This window comes from Mesorhizobium sp. B2-8-9 (assembly GCF_006439475.1).
Taxonomy (GTDB): domain Bacteria; phylum Pseudomonadota; class Alphaproteobacteria; order Rhizobiales; family Rhizobiaceae; genus Mesorhizobium.
Genome location: NZ_VFTQ01000036.1, coordinates 12322 through 29758 on the forward strand (window position 1 = coordinate 12322; position 17437 = coordinate 29758).

General features: G+C 64.2%; 16 protein-coding genes. 14 read left to right on the top strand and 2 right to left on the bottom strand.

The window, feature by feature from the left end; genetic code table 11:
• The first annotated feature begins 23 nt into the window (after window positions 1-23).
• The 14 genes from zapE (at window position 24) to lpdA (ending at window position 14264) form a co-directional block, all read left to right on the top strand.
• The gene (zapE, locus tag FJ423_RS29180) at window positions 24-1226 is read left to right on the top strand and encodes a cell division protein ZapE (RefSeq protein ID WP_140846346.1); all 1203 of its coding nucleotides are present in this window, start codon (window positions 24-26) and stop codon (window positions 1224-1226) included.
• Window positions 1227-1513: 287 nt separating this feature from the next.
• The gene (mdh, locus tag FJ423_RS29185) at window positions 1514-2482 is read left to right on the top strand and encodes a malate dehydrogenase (RefSeq protein WP_140846347.1); all 969 of its coding nucleotides are present in this window, start codon (window positions 1514-1516) and stop codon (window positions 2480-2482) included.
• 27 nt (window positions 2483-2509) lie between these two features.
• Entirely contained in the window at window positions 2510-3703 is a 1194-nt protein-coding gene (gene sucC / locus FJ423_RS29190; RefSeq protein WP_140846348.1) for an ADP-forming succinate--CoA ligase subunit beta, read from the top strand.
• Window positions 3704-3707: 4 nt separating this feature from the next.
• Entirely contained in the window at window positions 3708-4079 is a 372-nt protein-coding gene (locus FJ423_RS29195) for a cupin domain-containing protein (RefSeq protein WP_140846349.1), read from the top strand.
• A 3-nt stretch (window positions 4080-4082) separates the two neighbouring features.
• Window positions 4083-4580, top strand: coding sequence for a DUF1579 family protein (locus FJ423_RS29200; protein WP_140846350.1), 498 nt, complete (start codon window positions 4083-4085; stop codon window positions 4578-4580).
• 77 nt (window positions 4581-4657) lie between these two features.
• Window positions 4658-4954, top strand: a complete 297-nt coding sequence (locus FJ423_RS29205) for a hypothetical protein (RefSeq protein ID WP_140846351.1) — start codon at window positions 4658-4660, stop codon at window positions 4952-4954.
• Window positions 4881-5297 (top strand): PIN domain-containing protein, encoded by a 417-nt coding sequence (locus FJ423_RS29210; RefSeq protein WP_095769536.1) that lies wholly within the window; start codon window positions 4881-4883, stop codon window positions 5295-5297. Before FJ423_RS29205 ends, FJ423_RS29210 begins: the two co-directional genes overlap by 74 nt.
• A 27-nt stretch (window positions 5298-5324) precedes the next feature.
• Complete coding sequence (gene sucD / locus FJ423_RS29215) at window positions 5325-6227, top strand: succinate--CoA ligase subunit alpha (protein ID WP_095820284.1); 903 nt, start codon at window positions 5325-5327, stop codon at window positions 6225-6227.
• A gap of 136 nt (window positions 6228-6363) precedes the next feature.
• On the top strand, window positions 6364-9351 hold the full coding sequence (locus FJ423_RS29220) for a 2-oxoglutarate dehydrogenase E1 component (protein ID WP_140846352.1): 2988 nt from the start codon (window positions 6364-6366) through the stop codon (window positions 9349-9351).
• A gap of 61 nt (window positions 9352-9412) precedes the next feature.
• Window positions 9413-10693 (top strand): 2-oxoglutarate dehydrogenase complex dihydrolipoyllysine-residue succinyltransferase, encoded by a 1281-nt coding sequence (gene odhB, locus FJ423_RS29225; RefSeq protein WP_140846353.1) that lies wholly within the window; start codon window positions 9413-9415, stop codon window positions 10691-10693.
• Window positions 10694-10817: 124 nt separating this feature from the next.
• Window positions 10818-11483 (top strand): DUF4241 domain-containing protein, encoded by a 666-nt coding sequence (locus FJ423_RS29230; protein ID WP_246680350.1) that lies wholly within the window; start codon window positions 10818-10820, stop codon window positions 11481-11483.
• Window positions 11483-11995 carry a hypothetical protein gene (locus FJ423_RS29235; RefSeq protein ID WP_140846355.1) on the top strand — a complete coding sequence of 171 codons (513 nt, stop codon included), beginning with the start codon at window positions 11483-11485 and terminating at the stop codon, window positions 11993-11995. Before FJ423_RS29230 ends, FJ423_RS29235 begins: the two co-directional genes overlap by 1 nt.
• Window positions 11992-12747, top strand: a complete 756-nt coding sequence (locus tag FJ423_RS29240; RefSeq protein WP_140846356.1) for an SDR family oxidoreductase — start codon at window positions 11992-11994, stop codon at window positions 12745-12747. The genes FJ423_RS29235 and FJ423_RS29240 overlap by 4 nt, the downstream gene beginning before the upstream one ends.
• 110 nt (window positions 12748-12857) lie before the next feature.
• Window positions 12858-14264: a dihydrolipoyl dehydrogenase gene (gene lpdA / locus FJ423_RS29245; protein ID WP_140846357.1), complete on the top strand. Its 1407-nt coding sequence runs from the start codon at window positions 12858-12860 to the stop codon at window positions 14262-14264.
• A gap of 718 nt (window positions 14265-14982) precedes the next feature.
• Here lpdA and FJ423_RS29255 read toward each other — a convergent pair.
• Window positions 14983-16047: a TraB/GumN family protein gene (locus FJ423_RS29255; protein WP_140846359.1), complete on the bottom strand. Its 1065-nt coding sequence runs from the start codon at window positions 16045-16047 to the stop codon at window positions 14983-14985.
• 369 nt (window positions 16048-16416) lie between these two features.
• The gene (locus FJ423_RS29260; RefSeq protein ID WP_140846360.1) at window positions 16417-17355 is read right to left on the bottom strand and encodes a tyrosine recombinase XerC; all 939 of its coding nucleotides are present in this window, start codon (window positions 17353-17355) and stop codon (window positions 16417-16419) included.
• Between the last annotated feature and the right edge of the window lie 82 nt (window positions 17356-17437).

The window sequence follows — 17437 nt, forward strand, 5'->3', positions numbered from 1 at the left end:
GATTGCTCTGGAATGACTTACCCATGCATCTGCGCGACGGTATCCAGACCCACGCGACCGTCAGGCAGCGCTACGAGCATCTCGTCCAAAGCGGGGCGGCCGAGCGCGACCCGGCGCAGGAGCGGATCGTCGCTGCGCTCGATCGGTTGATAGACGAGATCTCGGCCAAAAGGCTGGCGCATAAATCGAGCGCGTTGGGCTGGCTGTTCGCGGCCAAGCAGCAGCCGCGCGAGCCGGTCAAGGGCCTCTATATCCATGGTGGAGTCGGTCGCGGCAAGACCATGCTGATGGACATGTTCTTCGAGCTGTTGCCGGTCCGGCGCAAGCGCCGCGTGCATTTCAACGACTTCATGGCCGATGTGCAGGATCGTATCCAGAAGCACCGGCAGGCGCGCAAGAATGGCGACGTCAAGGAAGACGACCCGATCCCGCCGGTGGCGCGGGCGCTCGCCGATGAAGCCTGGGTGCTGTGCTTCGACGAATTCTCGGTCACCGACATCGCCGACGCGATGATCCTGTCGCGCCTGTTCTCGGCGCTGTTCGCCAACGGCGTGGTGCTGGTCGCCACCTCCAATGTGGCGCCGGAGAACCTTTATCGCGACGGGCTGAACCGCCAGCTCTTCCTGCCGTTCATCTCGCTGCTCGAGCGCAATGCACATGTGATGACGCTGAATGCCGAGAAGGATTACCGGCAGGAAAAGCTCAACCGCCAGCCGGTCTATGTCACGCCGGACGACGCCGCAGCCGAGCGCGCGCTCGACGAGGCCTGGAAGGCGATGACGCATGGCCAGCCGATCGGCGAGGTGACGCTGACGCTGAAAGGCCGCCAGCTCGTCGTGCCGCGCGCCGCCGGCGACGCGGCGCGCTTTTCCTTTGCCGACCTCTGCGAAAAGCCGCTCGGCGCGCGCGACTATCTGGCGATCGCCGGCCGCTTCTCGACCGTTTTCATCGACCATGTGCCGGTGCTGGGCGAAGGCAAGCGCAACGAGGCCAAGCGCTTCATCCTTTTGATCGACACGCTCTACGACCACCGCATGCGGCTGGTGATGAGCGCGGCGGCGCCGCCCGAACGGCTTTATACGGCCATGCGCGGCACGGAAGTGTTCGAATTCGAGCGTACAGCCTCGCGCCTGGTCGAGATGCAGAGCCGCGACTGGCTGGACGGCTGGGCGGAACGGCGAAAAAAGGAGGTGGCGGCTGCAGAGGTGAGGCAGGCGCAAGCCTGAATTTCGTTCAGCGGTGCCCTGCTTAAGTCACAACCGCGTCATCGCCCGGATGAAGCCTTCTGATTTCGACGTTCATTGTGTAAATTCTCCTCAGTCGGCTCATAAACTTTGACGTTTACGTAATTCCCAATGCATCTAACCGATTGAAAACGTTAGGCTGAAAATAATCGTTTGAATTTCTTGCGCGCCGGAGTTATTCGGTGCGGCCAAATCTCGCGGTTTCCCGCATCCTTTCGGCCCCTCCGGCCCGTCACGACTTCGTCACAGACAAAGGAAAACATCCTCACATGGCACGCAACAAGATAGCGCTCATCGGCTCGGGCATGATCGGCGGCACGCTCGCCCATATGATCGGCCTCAAGGATCTCGGCGACGTGGTGCTGTTCGATATCGCCGAGGGCATTCCGCAGGGCAAGGGTCTCGACATCGCGCAGTCTTCGCCGGTCGACGGCTTCGATTCCCGGCTGACCGGCGTCAACGACTATGCCGGCATCGAGGGCGCGGATGTGTGCATCGTCACCGCCGGCGTGCCGCGCAAGCCCGGCATGAGCCGCGACGACCTTCTTGGCATCAACCTGAAGGTGATGGAACAGGTTGGCGCCGGCCTCAAGAAATATGCGCCGAAGGCCTTCGTCATCTGCATCACCAACCCGCTCGACGCCATGGTCTGGGCGCTGCAGAAGTTCTCCGGCCTGCCGACCAGCCATGTCGTCGGCATGGCCGGCGTGCTCGACAGCGCCCGCTTCCGCTATTTCCTGGCCGAGGAGTTCAAGGTCTCGGTCGAGGACGTCACCGCCTTTGTGCTCGGCGGTCACGGCGATTCCATGGTGCCGATGATCCGCTATTCGACCGTCTCGGGCATCCCGCTGCCCGACCTCGTCAAGATGGGCTGGACCTCAAAGGAGAAGCTCGACCAGATCGTGCAGCGCACCCGCGATGGCGGCGCCGAAATCGTCGGCCTGTTGAAGACCGGCTCGGCCTATTACGCGCCGGCGGCTTCCGCGATCGCGATGGCCGAATCCTATCTCAAGGACAAGAAGCGCGTGCTGCCCTGCGCCGCGCATCTCTCGGGCCAGTATGGCGTGAAGAATACCTATGTCGGCGTCCCGGTGGTGATCGGCGCCGGCGGCGTCGAGCGCGTCATCGAGGTCGATCTCTCCAAGGCTGAGCAGAAGATGTTCGACAATTCGGTGGCGGCCGTGCAGGGCCTCACCGAGGCCTGCACCAAGATCGCCCCGCACCTCGCCGGCAAATAAAACGTCCTTCCCCCGGAGACCACGCGCATGAACATCCATGAGTATCAGGCCAAGGCGCTGCTGAAGACGTTTGGCGCGCCGGTCGCAAGCGGCGTTCCGGTGTTCAAAGCCAGCGAGGCGGAAGCCGCGGCAGAAGCGCTGCCCGGCCCGCTCTATGTCGTGAAGAGCCAGATCCACGCCGGCGGCCGCGGCAAGGGCAAGTTCAAGGAGCTCGGCCCCGATGCCAAGGGCGGCGTGCGCCTGGCGAAGTCGGCGGCGGAAGTCGTCGCCAATGCCAACGAGATGCTCGGCCACACGCTGGTCACCAAGCAGACGGGACCTGCCGGCAAGCAGGTCAACCGCCTCTATATCGAGGACGGCGCCGACATCGAGCGCGAGCTCTATCTGTCGATCCTGGTCGACCGCTCGGTCGGCCGCATCGCCTTCGTCGTCTCGACCGAGGGCGGCATGGACATCGAGACGGTCGCGCACGACACGCCGGAAAAGATCGTCACCGTTGCCATCGATCCGGAAAAGGGCGTGAGCGCCGACGACGTGAAGAAGCTCAACGCCGCGCTGAAGCTCGACGGCGATGCGGCGAAGGATGGCGGCACGCTGTTCCCGATCCTCTACAAGGCCTTCGTCGAGAAGGACATGAGCCTGCTCGAGGTCAATCCGCTGATCGTCATGAAGGACGGCCATCTGCGCGTCTTGGACGCCAAAGTGTCGTTCGACAACAATGCGCTGTTCCGCCACCCGGACGTGATGGAATTGCGCGACACCTCCGAGGAGGACGAGAAGGAGATCGAGGCGTCGAAATACGACCTCGCCTATGTCGCGCTCGACGGCAATATCGGCTGCATGGTCAACGGCGCCGGCCTTGCCATGGCGACGATGGACATCATCAAGCTGTATGGTGCTGAGCCGGCTAACTTCCTCGACGTCGGCGGCGGCGCTTCCAAGGAAAAGGTCACGGCGGCGTTCAAGATCATCACCAAGGATCCGGCCGTCGAGGGTATCCTGATCAACATCTTCGGCGGCATCATGAAGTGCGACGTCATCGCCGAGGGCGTGATCGCCGCGGTCAAGGAGGTGGGCCTCAAGGTGCCGCTGGTGGTGCGGCTGGAAGGCACAAATGCCGAGCTCGGCAAGAAGATCATCAACGACAGCGGCCTCAATGTCGTGTCGGCCGACGATCTCGACGACGCAGCCAAGAAGATCGTGGCGGCGGTGAAGGGCTAAGCGGATGCCTCCGCGCAAGATAAACCTGGTCGAGGCGGCAGATCGGACGATCACCAAGGTCTTCGATCCGCATATCGCCGGCGACGTCAACGATGCCCAGGCCAAGGTCGCCAAGTTCGGCGAGGTTTTCGACTGGCATGCGCATGACAATGAGGACGAGGCTTTCCTGGTGCTGCGCGGCAGGATCGCCATCGATTTCCGCGACGGGCCGGTCGAGCTTGGCGAGGGCGATTTCATCGTCGTGCCGCGCGGCGTCGAGCACCGGCCGCGTTCGCTGACGAAGGAGCCGGTGGTGCTGATGTTCGAGCCGGCGACGACCTTGAACACCGGCAACGCCCGGAGTGACCTCACCGTCACCGACCTGAAGCGGCTCTGAGCCATGAACGCGTCACCCTTCTCTTCCCTCTCTGACGGTCACCAACGCCTGCAGGCGCTGGTCGGCGCGTGGCGCGGCGAGGAAGAGGTCGCGGCCACGCAATGGACCGATGCCGGCACGGCAACGTCAGAACTGCAGGCCGAGGCTGAGTTCGGCGGCTTGTTCGTGGTGCAGCGCTATCGCCAGCGCCGCGACGGCACCGTCTCGTTCGGCGCGTATAATGTGTTCGGCTTCGACCAGCAGAGCGGCCTCGTCACCATGCATCAGTTCGACTCGATGGGGTTCGTGCCGATGTCGCCGGCTACCGGCAGGTGGAACGGCAACGAGCTGATGCTGGAACGGTCGTCGCCGCGCGGCGCCGCGCGCATGGCGTACAGCTTTGACGGCGCTGACGCCTACCGCATGAAACTTCAGTTCAAGCCCGCCGGCAGCGATGCATGGCGAGACATGGTGAGCGGCCTCTACCGGCGCGTTCCGCCTTCCGAGATGAAGGAAGGCTGAGCGATGGAGATCAGGACGGTTGAAGGGTCACACATAATCACACATATTGTACCTGTGTATTTATGTGGAGACGGACAATGAAGAACGTCACCTTGGCCATTGACGAGGCCCTCCTTGAAAAGGCGCGCGGCCTCGCTGGGCGTCGCCAGACGACGCTCAATGCCCTTATTCGCACGCTGCTCGCGCATGAGGTCGAGCAAGAAGACCGGATCGCCTGGGCGCGGGAAGGCATGCGCAGGTTGATGAAAGAATCGCCGCTCGATCTAGGCCCTGCATACAAATGGAACCGGGACGAGATCTATGCCGAACGAGAGGATAGAATGCTTTCTCGACTCGAACGTCCTCCTGTACGCGGCTTCGGAGAGGACGAGTGATCCTCGCCGCCACGATATCGCGCAAGGCCTGGTCCTCGGGACCGTGTTCGGCGTCTCTGGCCAGACCTTGGCAGAGTTCGCCAACGTGGCAAGGCGGAAGTCGGTCTCGGCCGATGCTGTGGTCGACCAATGGCTGGTCTTTCTCGGCACGCTTCCTTTTGTCCCGGTCGATCAGGCCTATGTCATCGCGGGGCTTCGTCTCGCGCGTCGCTATCAGCTCAAATATTACGACGCGGCGTTGCTTGCAGCCGCGGAACGGCTCGGCGCGCCGATTTTCTACACCGAAGATCTCAACCACAACCAGGTCTATGGCTCGGTCCGGGCCGTCAATCCTTTCTTGTAATCGCTGAATTCAGAGGCGTTCCCACCCATGTCCATTCTCGTCGACAAGAACACCAAGGTCTTGGTTCAGGGTCTGACCGGCAAGACCGGCACGTTCCACACCGAGCAGGCGCTGGCCTATCACGGCACCAAGATGGTGGGCGGCATCCATCCCAAGAAGGGCGGCGAAACCTGGACCGGTTCGAAAGGCGAAAGCCTGCCGATCTTCGCCACCGTCGCCGAGGGCAAGGCAAAGACCGGCGCCAACGCTTCCGTCATCTACGTGCCGCCTGCGGGAGCCGGCGAAGCCATCATCGAGGCGATCGAGGCCGAGATCCCACTCATCGTCTGCATCACCGAAGGCATTCCTGTGATGGACATGGTCAAGGTCAAGGCCCGGCTCGACCGCTCCACCTCGCGGCTGATCGGCCCGAACTGCCCGGGCGTGCTGACGCCCGACGAATGCAAGATCGGCATCATGCCCGGCAACATCTTCCGCAAGGGCTCGGTCGGCGTTGTTTCGCGCTCGGGAACGCTTACCTATGAGGCAGTCTTCCAGACCACCAATGTCGGCCTCGGCCAGACCACAGCGGTGGGCATCGGCGGCGACCCGGTCAAGGGCACCGAATTCATCGACGTGCTGGAGATGTTCCTCGCCGACGACGAGACCAAGTCGATCATCATGATCGGCGAGATCGGCGGCTCGGCCGAGGAAGACGCCGCGCAGTTCCTCAAGGACGAAGCCAAGCGCGGCCGCAAGAAACCAATGGCGGGCTTCATCGCCGGGCGCACCGCGCCGGCCGGCCGCACCATGGGCCACGCGGGCGCGGTGATCTCGGGCGGCAAGGGCGGCGCGGAAGACAAGATCGCGGCGATGGAATCGGCCGGAATAAAAGTTTCGCCCTCGCCGGCGCGGCTCGGGACGACGCTGGTCGAGGCGATCAAGGGTTAAGTGAGTAGCGAATAGTGAGTAGCGAATAGCGAATAGGAAAAACAGAGTAGCAGCGCGATCCGGGCAGTCCCTACTCGCTATTCGCTACTCACTATTCGCTCCAAAAAGGAGACGGAGCCAGGCTCCGCAGACGAAAATGGCAAGACAAGATCAGGCCAACGACCAATTCTCGCTCACCTCATTTCTTTATGGCGGCAATGCCGACTATATCGACGCGCTCTACGCGGCCTATGAGGACAATCCCGCCTCCGTCGATCCGGAGTGGCAGGATTTCTTCGCGGCGCTGAAGGACGACGCGGGCGATGTCCGCAAGAACGCCAAGGGTGCGTCCTGGGCGAAGCCTTCCTGGCCGCTGCAGGCCAATGGCGAGCTGGTCTCGGCGCTAGACGGCAATTGGGGTCTCGTCGAAAAGGCGATCGAAAAGAAGGTCAAGGAAAAGGCCGTCATCAACGGCGCGATGCTTTCCGACGCCGACGTGCACCAGGCGACGCGCGATTCCGTGCGCGCCATCATGATGATCCGCGCCTACCGCATGCGCGGCCACCTGCACGCCAATCTCGACCCGCTCGGCATCGCCAAGCCGCTCGAGGATTACAACGAGCTGTCGCCGGAGAATTATGGCTTCACCGAAGCCGATTACGATCGGCCGATCTTCCTCGACAATGTGCTGGGCCTCGAATTCGGCACCATCCGGCAGATGCTGGATATCCTGACCCGCACCTATTGCTCGACGCTCGGCGTCGAGTTCATGCACATCTCCGACCCGGAAGAGAAGGCCTGGATCCAAGCGCGCATCGAAGGCGCCGACAAGGAGATCACCTTCACCGCCACCGGCAAGAAGGCGATCCTGTCGAAGCTGGTCGAGGCCGAGGGCTTCGAGCAATATATCGACGTCAAGTACAAGGGCACCAAGCGTTTCGGCCTCGATGGCAGCGAGTCGCTGATCCCGGCGCTGGAACAGATCGTCAAGCGCGGCGGCCAGCTCGGCTTGAAGGAAATCGTGCTCGGCATGGCGCATCGCGGCCGCCTCAACGTGCTCTCCCAGGTGATGGCCAAGCCGCACCGCGCCATCTTCCACGAATTCAAGGGCGGCTCGGCGGCTCCCGACGAAGTCGAAGGCTCGGGCGACGTCAAGTATCACCTCGGCGCCTCGTCGGACCGCGAGTTCGACGGCAACAAGGTGCACCTGTCGCTGACGGCCAATCCCTCGCATCTGGAAATCGTCGACCCTGTCGTGATGGGCAAGGCGCGCGCCAAGCAGGATCAGTTGTCCGGCCGTGAGCGCGGCGAGATCGTGCCGCTGTCTGAGCGCGCCAAGGTCATGCCGCTGCTTTTGCACGGCGACGCCGCCTTTGCCGGCCAGGGCGTGATCGCGGAAATCCTCGGCCTGTCGGGCCTGCGCGGGCATCGCGTCGCCGGCACGCTGCATTTCATCATCAACAACCAGATCGGTTTCACCACCAATCCGCGCTTCTCGCGCTCCTCGCCCTATCCGTCGGATGTGGCCAAGATGATCGAGGCGCCGATCTTCCACGTCAATGGCGACGATCCGGAAGCGGTGGTGCATGCCGCGAAGGTTGCGACCGAATTCCGCATGAAGTTCCACAAGCCGGTGGTGGTGGACATGTTCTGCTACCGCCGCTTCGGCCACAATGAGGGCGATGAGCCGTCCTTCACCCAGCCGATCATGTACCGAAACATCCGCAGCCATAAGACGGTGGTGCAGATCTATGCCGACCGGCTGATTGCCGAAGGCCACGTCACCCAGGCCGAGGTCGACAAGATGCGGGCCGACTGGCGCGCGCATCTGGAAGCCGAATGGGAAGTCGGCCAGCACTACAAGCCCAACAAGGCCGACTGGCTGGACGGCGCGTGGTCGGGCCTGCGCACCGCCGACAACCAGGACGAACAGCGGCGCGGCAAGACCGCCGTGCCGGTGCGCACGCTGAAGGAGATCGGCAAGAAGCTGACCGAGGTGCCGAAGGACTTCGAGGCGCACAAGACCATCCTGCGCTTCCTCGAAAACCGCCGCCAGGCGATCGAGTCGGGCGAAGGCATCGATTGGTCGACGGCCGAGGCGCTGGCTTTCGGCGCTATCCTGCTCGACGGCAATCCGATCCGGCTTTCCGGGCAGGATTCGGAGCGCGGTACCTTCTCCCAGCGCCATTCGGTGCTTTACGACCAGCGCGACGAGACCCGCTACATTCCGCTCAACAATCTCTCGGCGGCGCAGGCCGGCTACGAGGTCATCAACTCGATGCTCTCGGAAGAGGCGGTGCTCGGCTTCGAATACGGCTACAGCCTGGCCGAGCCCAAGGCGCTGACGCTCTGGGAAGCGCAGTTCGGCGACTTCGCCAACGGTGCCCAGGTGGTGTTCGACCAGTTCATCTCGTCGGGCGAGCGTAAGTGGCTCCGCATGTCGGGTCTCGTCTGCCTGCTGCCGCATGGCTATGAGGGCCAGGGGCCGGAGCACTCGTCGGCGCGGCTGGAGCGCTTCCTGCAGCTCTGCGCGGAAGACAATATGCAGGTCGCCAACGTCACCACGCCGGCTAACTATTTCCATATCCTGCGCCGACAGCTGAAGCGCGACTTCCGCAAGCCGCTGATCCTGATGACGCCTAAATCGCTGCTGCGCCACAAGCGCGCGGTGTCGACGCTGTCGGAGATGGCGGGCGAAAGCTCGTTCCACCGACTGCTTTGGGACGATGCGCAGCTCTTGGCCGATCAGCCTATCAAGCTGGTGAAGGACTCCAAGATACGTCGCGTCGTGCTGTGCTCGGGCAAGGTCTATTACGACCTCTATGAGGAGCGCGAGAAGCGCGGCATCAACGACATCTACCTGCTGCGCGTCGAACAGCTCTATCCGTTCCCGGCCAAGGCGCTGATCACCGAGCTGTCGCGTTTCCGCAATGCCGAGATGGTGTGGTGCCAGGAGGAGCCCAAGAACATGGGCGCCTGGTCGTTCATCGATCCCTATCTCGAATGGGTGCTGGCGCATATCGACGCCAAGCATCAGCGGGTGCGCTACACTGGACGGCCGGCCTCGGCCTCGCCGGCGACAGGGTTGATGTCGAAGCATCTCAGCCAGCTGGCCGCGTTGCTCGACGACGCTCTCGGCGAATAGGGCGCCGGGCGCGCAAACAGGCCGGACGAAACAGACCTCAAGAAGACAACGGACAGGCACAATGGCTACCGAAATCCGCGTCCCCACCCTCGGCGAATCCGTCACCGAGGCGACTGTCGGCAAGTGGTTCAAGAAGGTCGGCGACGCGATCGCCGCCGACGAGCCCCTGGTCGAGCTCGAAACCGACAAGGTGACGGTGGAAGTGCCCGCCGCGGGCGCCGGAACGCTGGCCGAGATCGCCGTCAAGGAAGGCGAGACGGTCAATGTCGGGGCGCTGCTCGGCTCGATTTCGGCCGGCGGCGCGGCTGCAGCGCCCGCCACCAAGCCGCAGGCGGTGGCGCAGGCTTCCAGCCCAGACGCCGCGTCCACCACCAAGCAGGCGGCGGCCGAAACCGCCAAGATGGCCGGCGACGCTGGTCCGGTCGAGCCGCGCACCATGCCGCCGGCGCCGGCCGCGGCCAAACTGATCGCGGAACACAATCTCTCGGTCGACCAGCTGTCCGGTTCCGGCAAGCGCGGCCAGGTGCTGAAGGGCGATGTGCTCGACGCCATCGCCAAGGGCGCCCCTTCCCAGCCGGCCGAGACGCCGAAGGCCGCTCCGGCGCCCGCCGCGGCCCGCGCGCCGTCCACCGCCGAGGATGCGCCGCGCGAGGAGCGTGTGCGCATGACCAAGCTGCGCCAGACCATCGCGCGCCGCCTGAAGGAGGCGCAGTCGACCGCCGCCATGCTCACCACCTTCAACGAGGTGGATATGAGCGCGGTGATGGCGCTGAGGGCCAAATACAAGGACGTGTTCGAGAAGAAGCATGGCGTGAAGCTCGGCTTCATGGGCTTCTTCACCAAGGCTGTGACGCATGCGTTGAAGGAGATCCCGGCGGTCAATGCGGAGATCGACGGCACCGACATCATCTACAAGAACTTCGCCCATGTCGGCGTCGCCGTCGGCACCGACAAGGGGCTGGTGGTGCCGGTGGTGCGCGATGCCGACCAGATGTCCATCGCCGAGATCGAGAAGGAGATCGGCCGCTTGGGCCTCGCAGCGCGCGACGGCAAGCTGTCGGTGGCGGATATGCAAGGCGGGACGTTTACGATTTCCAACGGTGGTGTTTACGGGTCGCTGATGTCGACGCCGATCCTGAATGCGCCGCAGTCGGGTATTCTCGGCATGCACAAGATCCAGGAGCGGCCGATGGTAGTCGGCGGCCAGATCGTCATCCGGCCGATGATGTATCTGGCGCTCAGCTACGATCACCGCATCGTCGACGGCAAGGAAGCGGTGACCTTCCTGGTGCGGGTCAAGGAAAGCCTGGAGGATCCCGAGCGGCTGGTGCTCGATCTGTGATCGGAGCCGATCCGCAATGAGCGGCTGGCTGGAACGGTTCGGGTTCGGGCTAGGCCGGACGGCACGCGGCTTGCGGCGCGGCATCTTCCTGCTTGGCCTCTCCGCCGCCATCCCGTCGCCCGCAATGGCCGCCGACTGGGATCCGGCGACGGCCAGCAGCAATTTCGGCATCTTTGCGCTCAGCGACACGCAATTGGCGGAGCGCAAGATCACCGTCACGCAGATTGGCGAGCTCGAACTCCCGACCGGCGAGATCATCGCTTGCGATCCTCTGATCACGACCGACGATTGGCCGGCGCTGGCGCGCAGGGTGAAGCCCGGGCACTATCCGGTCGCGCTGTTCGAGGCGCAGGGTCGCGTGGCCGCGGCGTTCCTTCGCTTCCGACCCGGCGTGCCTGTGCGCTGGGAGCTCGCCACTCTGCCCGGCCAGGACGTCTCGACGCTGAACGGCGACGAGATTTTCGGCTATCCCGTCGACGCCGGCCTCGGCTCGTTCATGGACAAGGCGGCGATGGCCCTGATGTCGGCCGCGCAGGACAAGCTCAAGCCCGATCAGAACTATTATGACGATGTGCTGGCGGCCGAGTTCGCGCCCAACCAGGACCGGTTCGTCATGCACCATCCGGCCGCCGGCAATCCGGTCAACATCGCGATGTTCTGGAGCGGCTGGGGCGATGGGTTCTATCCGTCCTTCTGGGGACTGGACGCGGCGGGCGAGCCGGTGGTCCTGATGACCGACTTCGGGGTGCTCGAAAACGCCGACGGCCGCGAGAGCGACCAGGCCAAGTGATGACGAATGCCGCCTCGCCCATGATCGGATTGATGGCCGGATCGCTGGCGCTTACGGCTGCGAATTCCAGCGCCCAGGCCGCCTGCCCTATCCAGCTTGCCGTCTACGGCGAGGCGCAGAGCGGCGCCGAGATCGACTTCACGCCGGCCGGCAGCTCGGCGACGATCACCAACAATTTCCGCATGATCCTCGACAACAATGTCGTGCTCGACGGCATCGTGATGTGGACCGAAGGCAGCGCCGCGCGGCCGCATGGCTCGCTGATGTACAAATGCCCGACCGGCGATGTCACCGGCGAGGAGCTTGCCGCCTGCACGGTCTGGGAAGGCGTCGTCTACAGCGCAGACGACAAGGGCACGATCGGCCTGCTGCCGGCCGAAGGCGCCGAGGCGCCGAAAAGCCTGATCTTTCCCGATCTCGGAGCGTCGCTGGAGATGTCGGCCGCCTATGGCCCGGCCGGCTTCTCCAAGGTGCCATCGGACATTTTCGTGCTGAAAGGCTGCCAGGAATGAGCGCGCACAGAAAGACGCTGCTGGTCACTGGCGGCAGCCGCGGCATCGGCGCCGCCATCTGCCGACAGGCGAGCCAGGCCGGCTACCGGGTGGCAATCAACTATGTCTCCAACCAGGCGGCGGCGGACACGCTGGTCGCCGAGCTTAAAGTCGGTGGCGGCGATGCTTTCGCGGTCAGAGGCGATGTCGGGAACGAGGCCGATGTCCTGGCGATGTTTGAAGCCGTCGACCGGGCCTTCGGCCGGCTCGACGCCTTCGTCAACAATGCAGGCATCGTCGATGTCAAGGCGCGGGTCGACGAGATGAGCGCGGCGCGGCTGGAGCGCATGATGCACATCAATGTCGTCGGCTCCTTTCTCTGCGCGCGCGAAGCGGTCAAGCGCATGTCGACGCGACATGGCGGCCAGGGCGGCGCCATCGTCAACTTGTCCTCGGCGGCGGCTAGGCTGGGCTCGCCCGGCGAATATGTCGATTATGCCGCCTCCAAGGGCGCGATCGACACCATGACCATCGGACTCGCGCGTGAGGTGGTGCTCGAAGGCATTCGCGTCAACGCGGTCAGCCCCGGCATCACCGAGACCGAAATCCATGCCTCGGGCGGCCAGCCCGATCGCGTGGCGCGGATGCAGGATTTGCTGCCGATGAAACGCGCGGGAACGGCCGACGAAGTCGCCAGCCCGGTTCTCTATCTTTTGTCGGATGCTGCCTCCTATATAACGGGCGCGATCCTGAATGTGAGCGGCGGCCGCTAGCGCAATTCCAGGAAAAGTGCCCAGCGGTTTTCCGCCCGGAATTGCGTATGAAGAAAACCTGGAGCGGTTCGAGATCGAACCGCTCCAAGGCCAGACCAGAAGGAACCATCATGGCTTATGACGTCGTAATCATCGGATCGGGACCGGGCGGCTATGTCTGCGCCATCAAGGCTGCGCAGCTTGGGCTGAAGACGGCGGTGGTCGAGAAGAACGCCACCTTCGGCGGCACCTGCCTCAACATCGGCTGCATCCCGTCGAAGGCGCTGCTCTACGCCTCCGAAATGTTCGCGGAAGCCGGCCATGCCTTCGATACGCTCGGCATCGAGCTACCCGCGCCGAAGCTCAATCTGAAGAAGATGATGGTGCATAAGGACGCGACGGTGACGTCTAACGTCAACGGCGTTGCCTTCCTGTTCAAGAAGAACAAGATCGATTCCTTTCGCGGCACCGGCAAGGTGATTTCCGCAGGCAAGGTTTCGGTGACCGGCGAGGACGGCAAGGTCGAGGAGATCGAGACCAAGAACATCGTCATCGCCACCGGTTCCGATGTCGCCGGCATTCCCGGCGTCAAGGTCGATTTCGACGAGAAGGTGATCGTCTCCTCCACCGGCGCGTTGTCGCTGGCCAAGGTGCCCGCCAGCCTCGTCGTCGTCGGCGGCGGCGTCATCGGGCTGGAGCTCGGCTCGGTGTGGGCCAGGCTCGGCGCCAAGGTCACGGTCGTCGAGTTCCTCGACACTATCCTGGGCGGCATGGACGGCGAGGTGTCGAAGCAGTTCCAGCGGCTGCTCTCCAAGCAGGGGTTCGAGTTCAAGCTCGGCGCCAAGGTCACCGGCGTCGCAAAGGCCAAGAAGGGCGCCAGCGTCACCTTCGAACCGGTCAAGGGCGGCGCGGCGGAAACCATCGAGGCTGATGTGGTGCTGGTTTCCACCGGGCGGCGGCCCTATGCCGACAGCCTGGGGCTGAAGGAAGCGGGCGTCGAGGTCGACGAGCGCGGCCGCGTCAAGACCGACGGGCATCTCAGGACCAATGTTCCCGGCATCTATGCCATCGGCGACGTCATTGCCGGGCCGATGCTGGCGCACAAGGCCGAGGACGAAGGCGTGGCGGTGGCCGAGACGATCGCCGGCCAAGCCGGCCATGTGAACTACGACGTCATCCCGAGCGTCGTCTACACCAGCCCGGAAATCGCTTCGGTCGGCAAGACCGAGGAAGAGCTGAAGAAGGCCGGCATCGACTACAAGGCCGGGAAATTCCCGTTCAGCGCCAATGGCCGCGCGCGCGCCATGCTGCACACCGACGGCTTCGTGAAGATCCTGGCCGACAAGGCGAGCGACCGCGTGCTCGGCGTCCATATCGTCGGCTTCGGCGCCGGCGAGATGATCCACGAGGCGGCGGTGCTGATGGAATTCGGCGGTTCGTCCGAAGACCTGGCGCGGACCTGCCACGCGCATCCGACGATGTCGGAGGCGGTCAAGGAAGCGGCGCTGGCGACGTTCTTCAAGCCGATTCATATTTAGCTGCGCACCAGCGCCATCGCTTCGGCATCCTAGTCTAGGGCGAAGCAAGGAGCGAAGCGACGCGCGTAGACCCCAGGATCATGCCGTGACGCTAAGGCATTGCAACGCTTGCAGAATTTTGCGCTGTTGCGCTCTACGGCAACGGTCGCGGCATGGATACCCGGGTCAAGCCCGGGTATGACGAAGGCCGCCGTAGTTGCCCCCCAACCAAAACGGCCCGCCCATCGGCGGGCCGTTTGTCGTCAAGCTGCAGCCCGGTTACTGAGCCGGCGCAGGTGCCGGAGCCGGAGCCGGGGTCGGCGTAGGCGTAGGCGTAGGCGCCGGAGCTGGCGTGGGAGCCGGGGTGGGCGCTGGAGTTGGCTCAGGCGCCGGAGCGGGCGTTGCAGGCGCCGGGGCAGGCGTGCTGGCCGCCGGCGGCTCAGACGGGGCGGGGGCATGCTCGCCCCCGCTTCTGCCAAAGACATAATACGCAACAATGGCCAGGATAATGACAACAAGGGCGATCAGCCACCCGCTGCCGCCACCACCGCCACGCGTTGGGGGAGGCGTGCTCGAAGGGGTGTAGGGATCGTTAGGGTTCGCCATGAAACGTGTCCTCCTTGGATGAAAGTCATCAAAATAACAGCCATCAACGCGCTGAGCCCGCATCGGGTTTCACGCGGACGGACGGAAAGCGCTGAAAAACCGGCGTTTTCAGGTCCGCCAGCCGCCAGACGACTCAGTTGACGGCGGTAACACTATACCCTGCCTTGCGAAAATCCTCGACCAGTCCTTCCGGACCGGGCAGATGCATGGCGCCGACGGCCATAAAGACGTTGCCCTTGGCCAGAATCGGCCCGGCATGCGCCGCCATCACCTTGTTGCGGCTGGTGATCATAGTCTGCTCGAAGGCGGCATAGCCGGCCTCGTCGTCCGCCGTCTCCGGCAGCACGGCGCGGAACAGCGGCCAGAACATGCCGACCTCGCCGCGCTGGTAGAGCACGATCATCGTCTCGTTGACGTCGTTCACCTTGTCGCCGAGCTTCATCGTCTCGACCAGGCTCTTCATGTGGAATTCGATCGGCAGCGAAGCCATGGCGCGCAATTGATCGACGGCGGTTTCGAGCCCTTCGACGTCCTTTCCCGAAGCCTTGGCGTCCGAGGCAAGCTTGACGTCCAGCACGGATTCGCCGGCGCTCTGGCGCGCCACCTCGCAGGCCGGCAACGCCATCATCGCCGACAGGATCCACGGCTTCATCTTGGCGACCGTCGCCGGCGGAATGCCGCGCGCGTCGAGCCCCTTGTCCAGCGCCGCCGCATCGTCCGGCGACAGCAGCGACGACAGGGTGGTGTTGTCGGTGAACATCATCAGGCCGGGTTCGCTGGCCATCGCGGCCATCATCTTGGCCTTGTCCATTGCGTCGGTGGTTTCAATGACGATTGTGCCGGCGCCGTCATAGGCTTTCTGCGCCGCGGCCGGCAGCGTCGTGACGCGCGTATCCGTCATGTGCATGGTGCCGAACAGATAGGACGGTTTTTCGCCGGGCTTCTCCAGCTTCCACAACAAGCCCTTGCCGTTGGGTACGGCCGCGGCCTCGGTCTCGACCTTCTTGAAGGCGGCGGGATCGTTCTTTTCCAGCGCCGTCAAAAGATCGGCGCCGGCGCAATTGGGCGCTGCGGCAAGCGCCCGGCCGGCAAGCAGCAGGACGGCCAGGAAAGACAAGAAGAACAGCAGGTTGAGCGCCGCAAGCAGCTTCAACGAGACCAGGGCCGCGCGGTCGGCGATGGCGATGACGCGTTTCATGAAGAAGCATCTTAGCGCCGAAAAGCGGCAAAACGGTTAATCGGATCGGGGAAATTGTCTTCGGTCGGCTCTGGTTTGCGGCGTAGACGTTCTGCGGGTTGGCGACGCGTATGGACATGGCGCGCCTTGGTGGTTAGCGGAAACGCCCATCACGTCGTCATCCACGGGCGGAGCAAGGAGCGAAGCGACGCGCGCAGACCCGAGGATCCATGCCGTGCCTTCAAAGCGCCGCTGCGGCCCAGAATTCTGCACCGTTGCACCCCACGGCCGAGTGCACGGGATGGATTCTAGGGTCTACGCGCGTCGCTGCGCTCCTTGCTCCGCCCTAGAATGACGAGTTCGGAGGGCTCCGAATGGCCTCAGAAGCGATCACGCCCTTGGATGCGCCTTCTCGTAGATGTCGAGCAGCCTCGCGGTGTCGACGCCGGTATAGATCTGGGTGGTCGACAGGCTGGCGTGGCCGAGCAGCTCCTGGATGGTGCGCAGGTCGCCGCCGCGGCCGAGCAGGTGGGTGGCGAAGGAATGCCGCAAGGCATGCGGCGTCGCGGTGTCGGGCAGGTTGAGCGCCGAGCGCAGCTTCGCCATCTCGCGCTGGACGATGGCCGGGTTGAGCGGGCCGCCACGGGCGCCACGGAACAGCGGGCCGTCGGGACCAATATGGAAAGGGCAGAGCCGGCGGTATTCGGCAACCGCCTTGCGGGCCACCGGCAGCACCGGCACCAGCCGCGTCTTGCCGCCCTTGCCGGTGACGCGCAGCACACTGTCGGCTTCCGTTGCGAGGTCGGCGCCGGTCAGGCCCAGCGCCTCGGAGATGCGCAGGCCGGAGCCGTAGAGCAGCGTCAGCACGGCGGCGTTGCGTGCGGCGATCCACGGCTCTTCCGCCAGTTGGCCCTCCATCGCCACGACCTGTTTCGCGTCGCTTGCCGTCAGCGGCTTGGGCAACGATTTCGGCTGGCGCGGCGCGCGCAGGGCTGCGGCGCCTGCCGCGTTGACCATCCCGCGTTTTTCGAGAAAGCGCAGCAGCGAGCGGATGCCGGCAAGGCCGCGCCCCAGCGTGCGGGCGCCAGCGCCTTCATTGCGCCGCGCAGCGAGGAAGCCGCGCAGATCGGCCGGCCGCAGGTCGGCGATGTCGGAGATACCCGGCGCGCCGCCGCAATGGCCGGTCAAGAAGTGCAGGAACTGGCGGGTGTCGCGCTCATAGGCCTCGACCGTCTCCGGCGACAGGCGGCGCTCATGCGCCAGCGTTTTCAGCCAGGTCTCGCGGGCCGCCTGAAGGTCGGGTTTTGCCGGGATGAGGAATTCCTGCATGGGCTTTTTCCGTTTTTTGGCAGTTTCGGACGTGCGGGTTAGGAAGCGGTGAAGAGGCCGTCATTGAAATGACGGCTTGAGG

Bases quoted from the DNA above. Each gene is read 5' to 3' on its own strand.
- FJ423_RS29255 (WP_140846359.1), bottom strand. From the start codon at position 16,047: ATGAAACGCGTCATCGCCATCGCCGACCGCGCGGCCCTGGTCTCGTTG.
- FJ423_RS29260 (WP_140846360.1), bottom strand. From the start codon at position 17,355: ATGCAGGAATTCCTCATCCCGGCAAAACCCGACCTTCAGGCGGCCCGC.
- FJ423_RS29205 (WP_140846351.1), top strand. From the start codon at position 4,658: ATGAAGAACGTCACCTTGGCCATTGACGAGGCCCTCCTTGAAAAGGCG.
- mdh (WP_140846347.1), top strand. From the start codon at position 1,514: ATGGCACGCAACAAGATAGCGCTCATCGGCTCGGGCATGATCGGCGGC.
- lpdA (WP_140846357.1), top strand. From the start codon at position 12,858: ATGGCTTATGACGTCGTAATCATCGGATCGGGACCGGGCGGCTATGTC.
- FJ423_RS29240 (WP_140846356.1), top strand. From the start codon at position 11,992: ATGAGCGCGCACAGAAAGACGCTGCTGGTCACTGGCGGCAGCCGCGGC.
- FJ423_RS29230 (WP_246680350.1), top strand. From the start codon at position 10,818: ATGGCCGCCGACTGGGATCCGGCGACGGCCAGCAGCAATTTCGGCATC.
- sucD (WP_095820284.1), top strand. From the start codon at position 5,325: ATGTCCATTCTCGTCGACAAGAACACCAAGGTCTTGGTTCAGGGTCTG.
- FJ423_RS29235 (WP_140846355.1), top strand. From the start codon at position 11,483: ATGACGAATGCCGCCTCGCCCATGATCGGATTGATGGCCGGATCGCTG.
- FJ423_RS29220 (WP_140846352.1), top strand. From the start codon at position 6,364: ATGGCAAGACAAGATCAGGCCAACGACCAATTCTCGCTCACCTCATTT.
- sucC (WP_140846348.1), top strand. From the start codon at position 2,510: ATGAACATCCATGAGTATCAGGCCAAGGCGCTGCTGAAGACGTTTGGC.
- FJ423_RS29210 (WP_095769536.1), top strand. From the start codon at position 4,881: ATGCCGAACGAGAGGATAGAATGCTTTCTCGACTCGAACGTCCTCCTG.
- FJ423_RS29195 (WP_140846349.1), top strand. From the start codon at position 3,708: ATGCCTCCGCGCAAGATAAACCTGGTCGAGGCGGCAGATCGGACGATC.
- odhB (WP_140846353.1), top strand. From the start codon at position 9,413: ATGGCTACCGAAATCCGCGTCCCCACCCTCGGCGAATCCGTCACCGAG.
- FJ423_RS29200 (WP_140846350.1), top strand. From the start codon at position 4,083: ATGAACGCGTCACCCTTCTCTTCCCTCTCTGACGGTCACCAACGCCTG.
- zapE (WP_140846346.1), top strand. From the start codon at position 24: ATGCATCTGCGCGACGGTATCCAGACCCACGCGACCGTCAGGCAGCGC.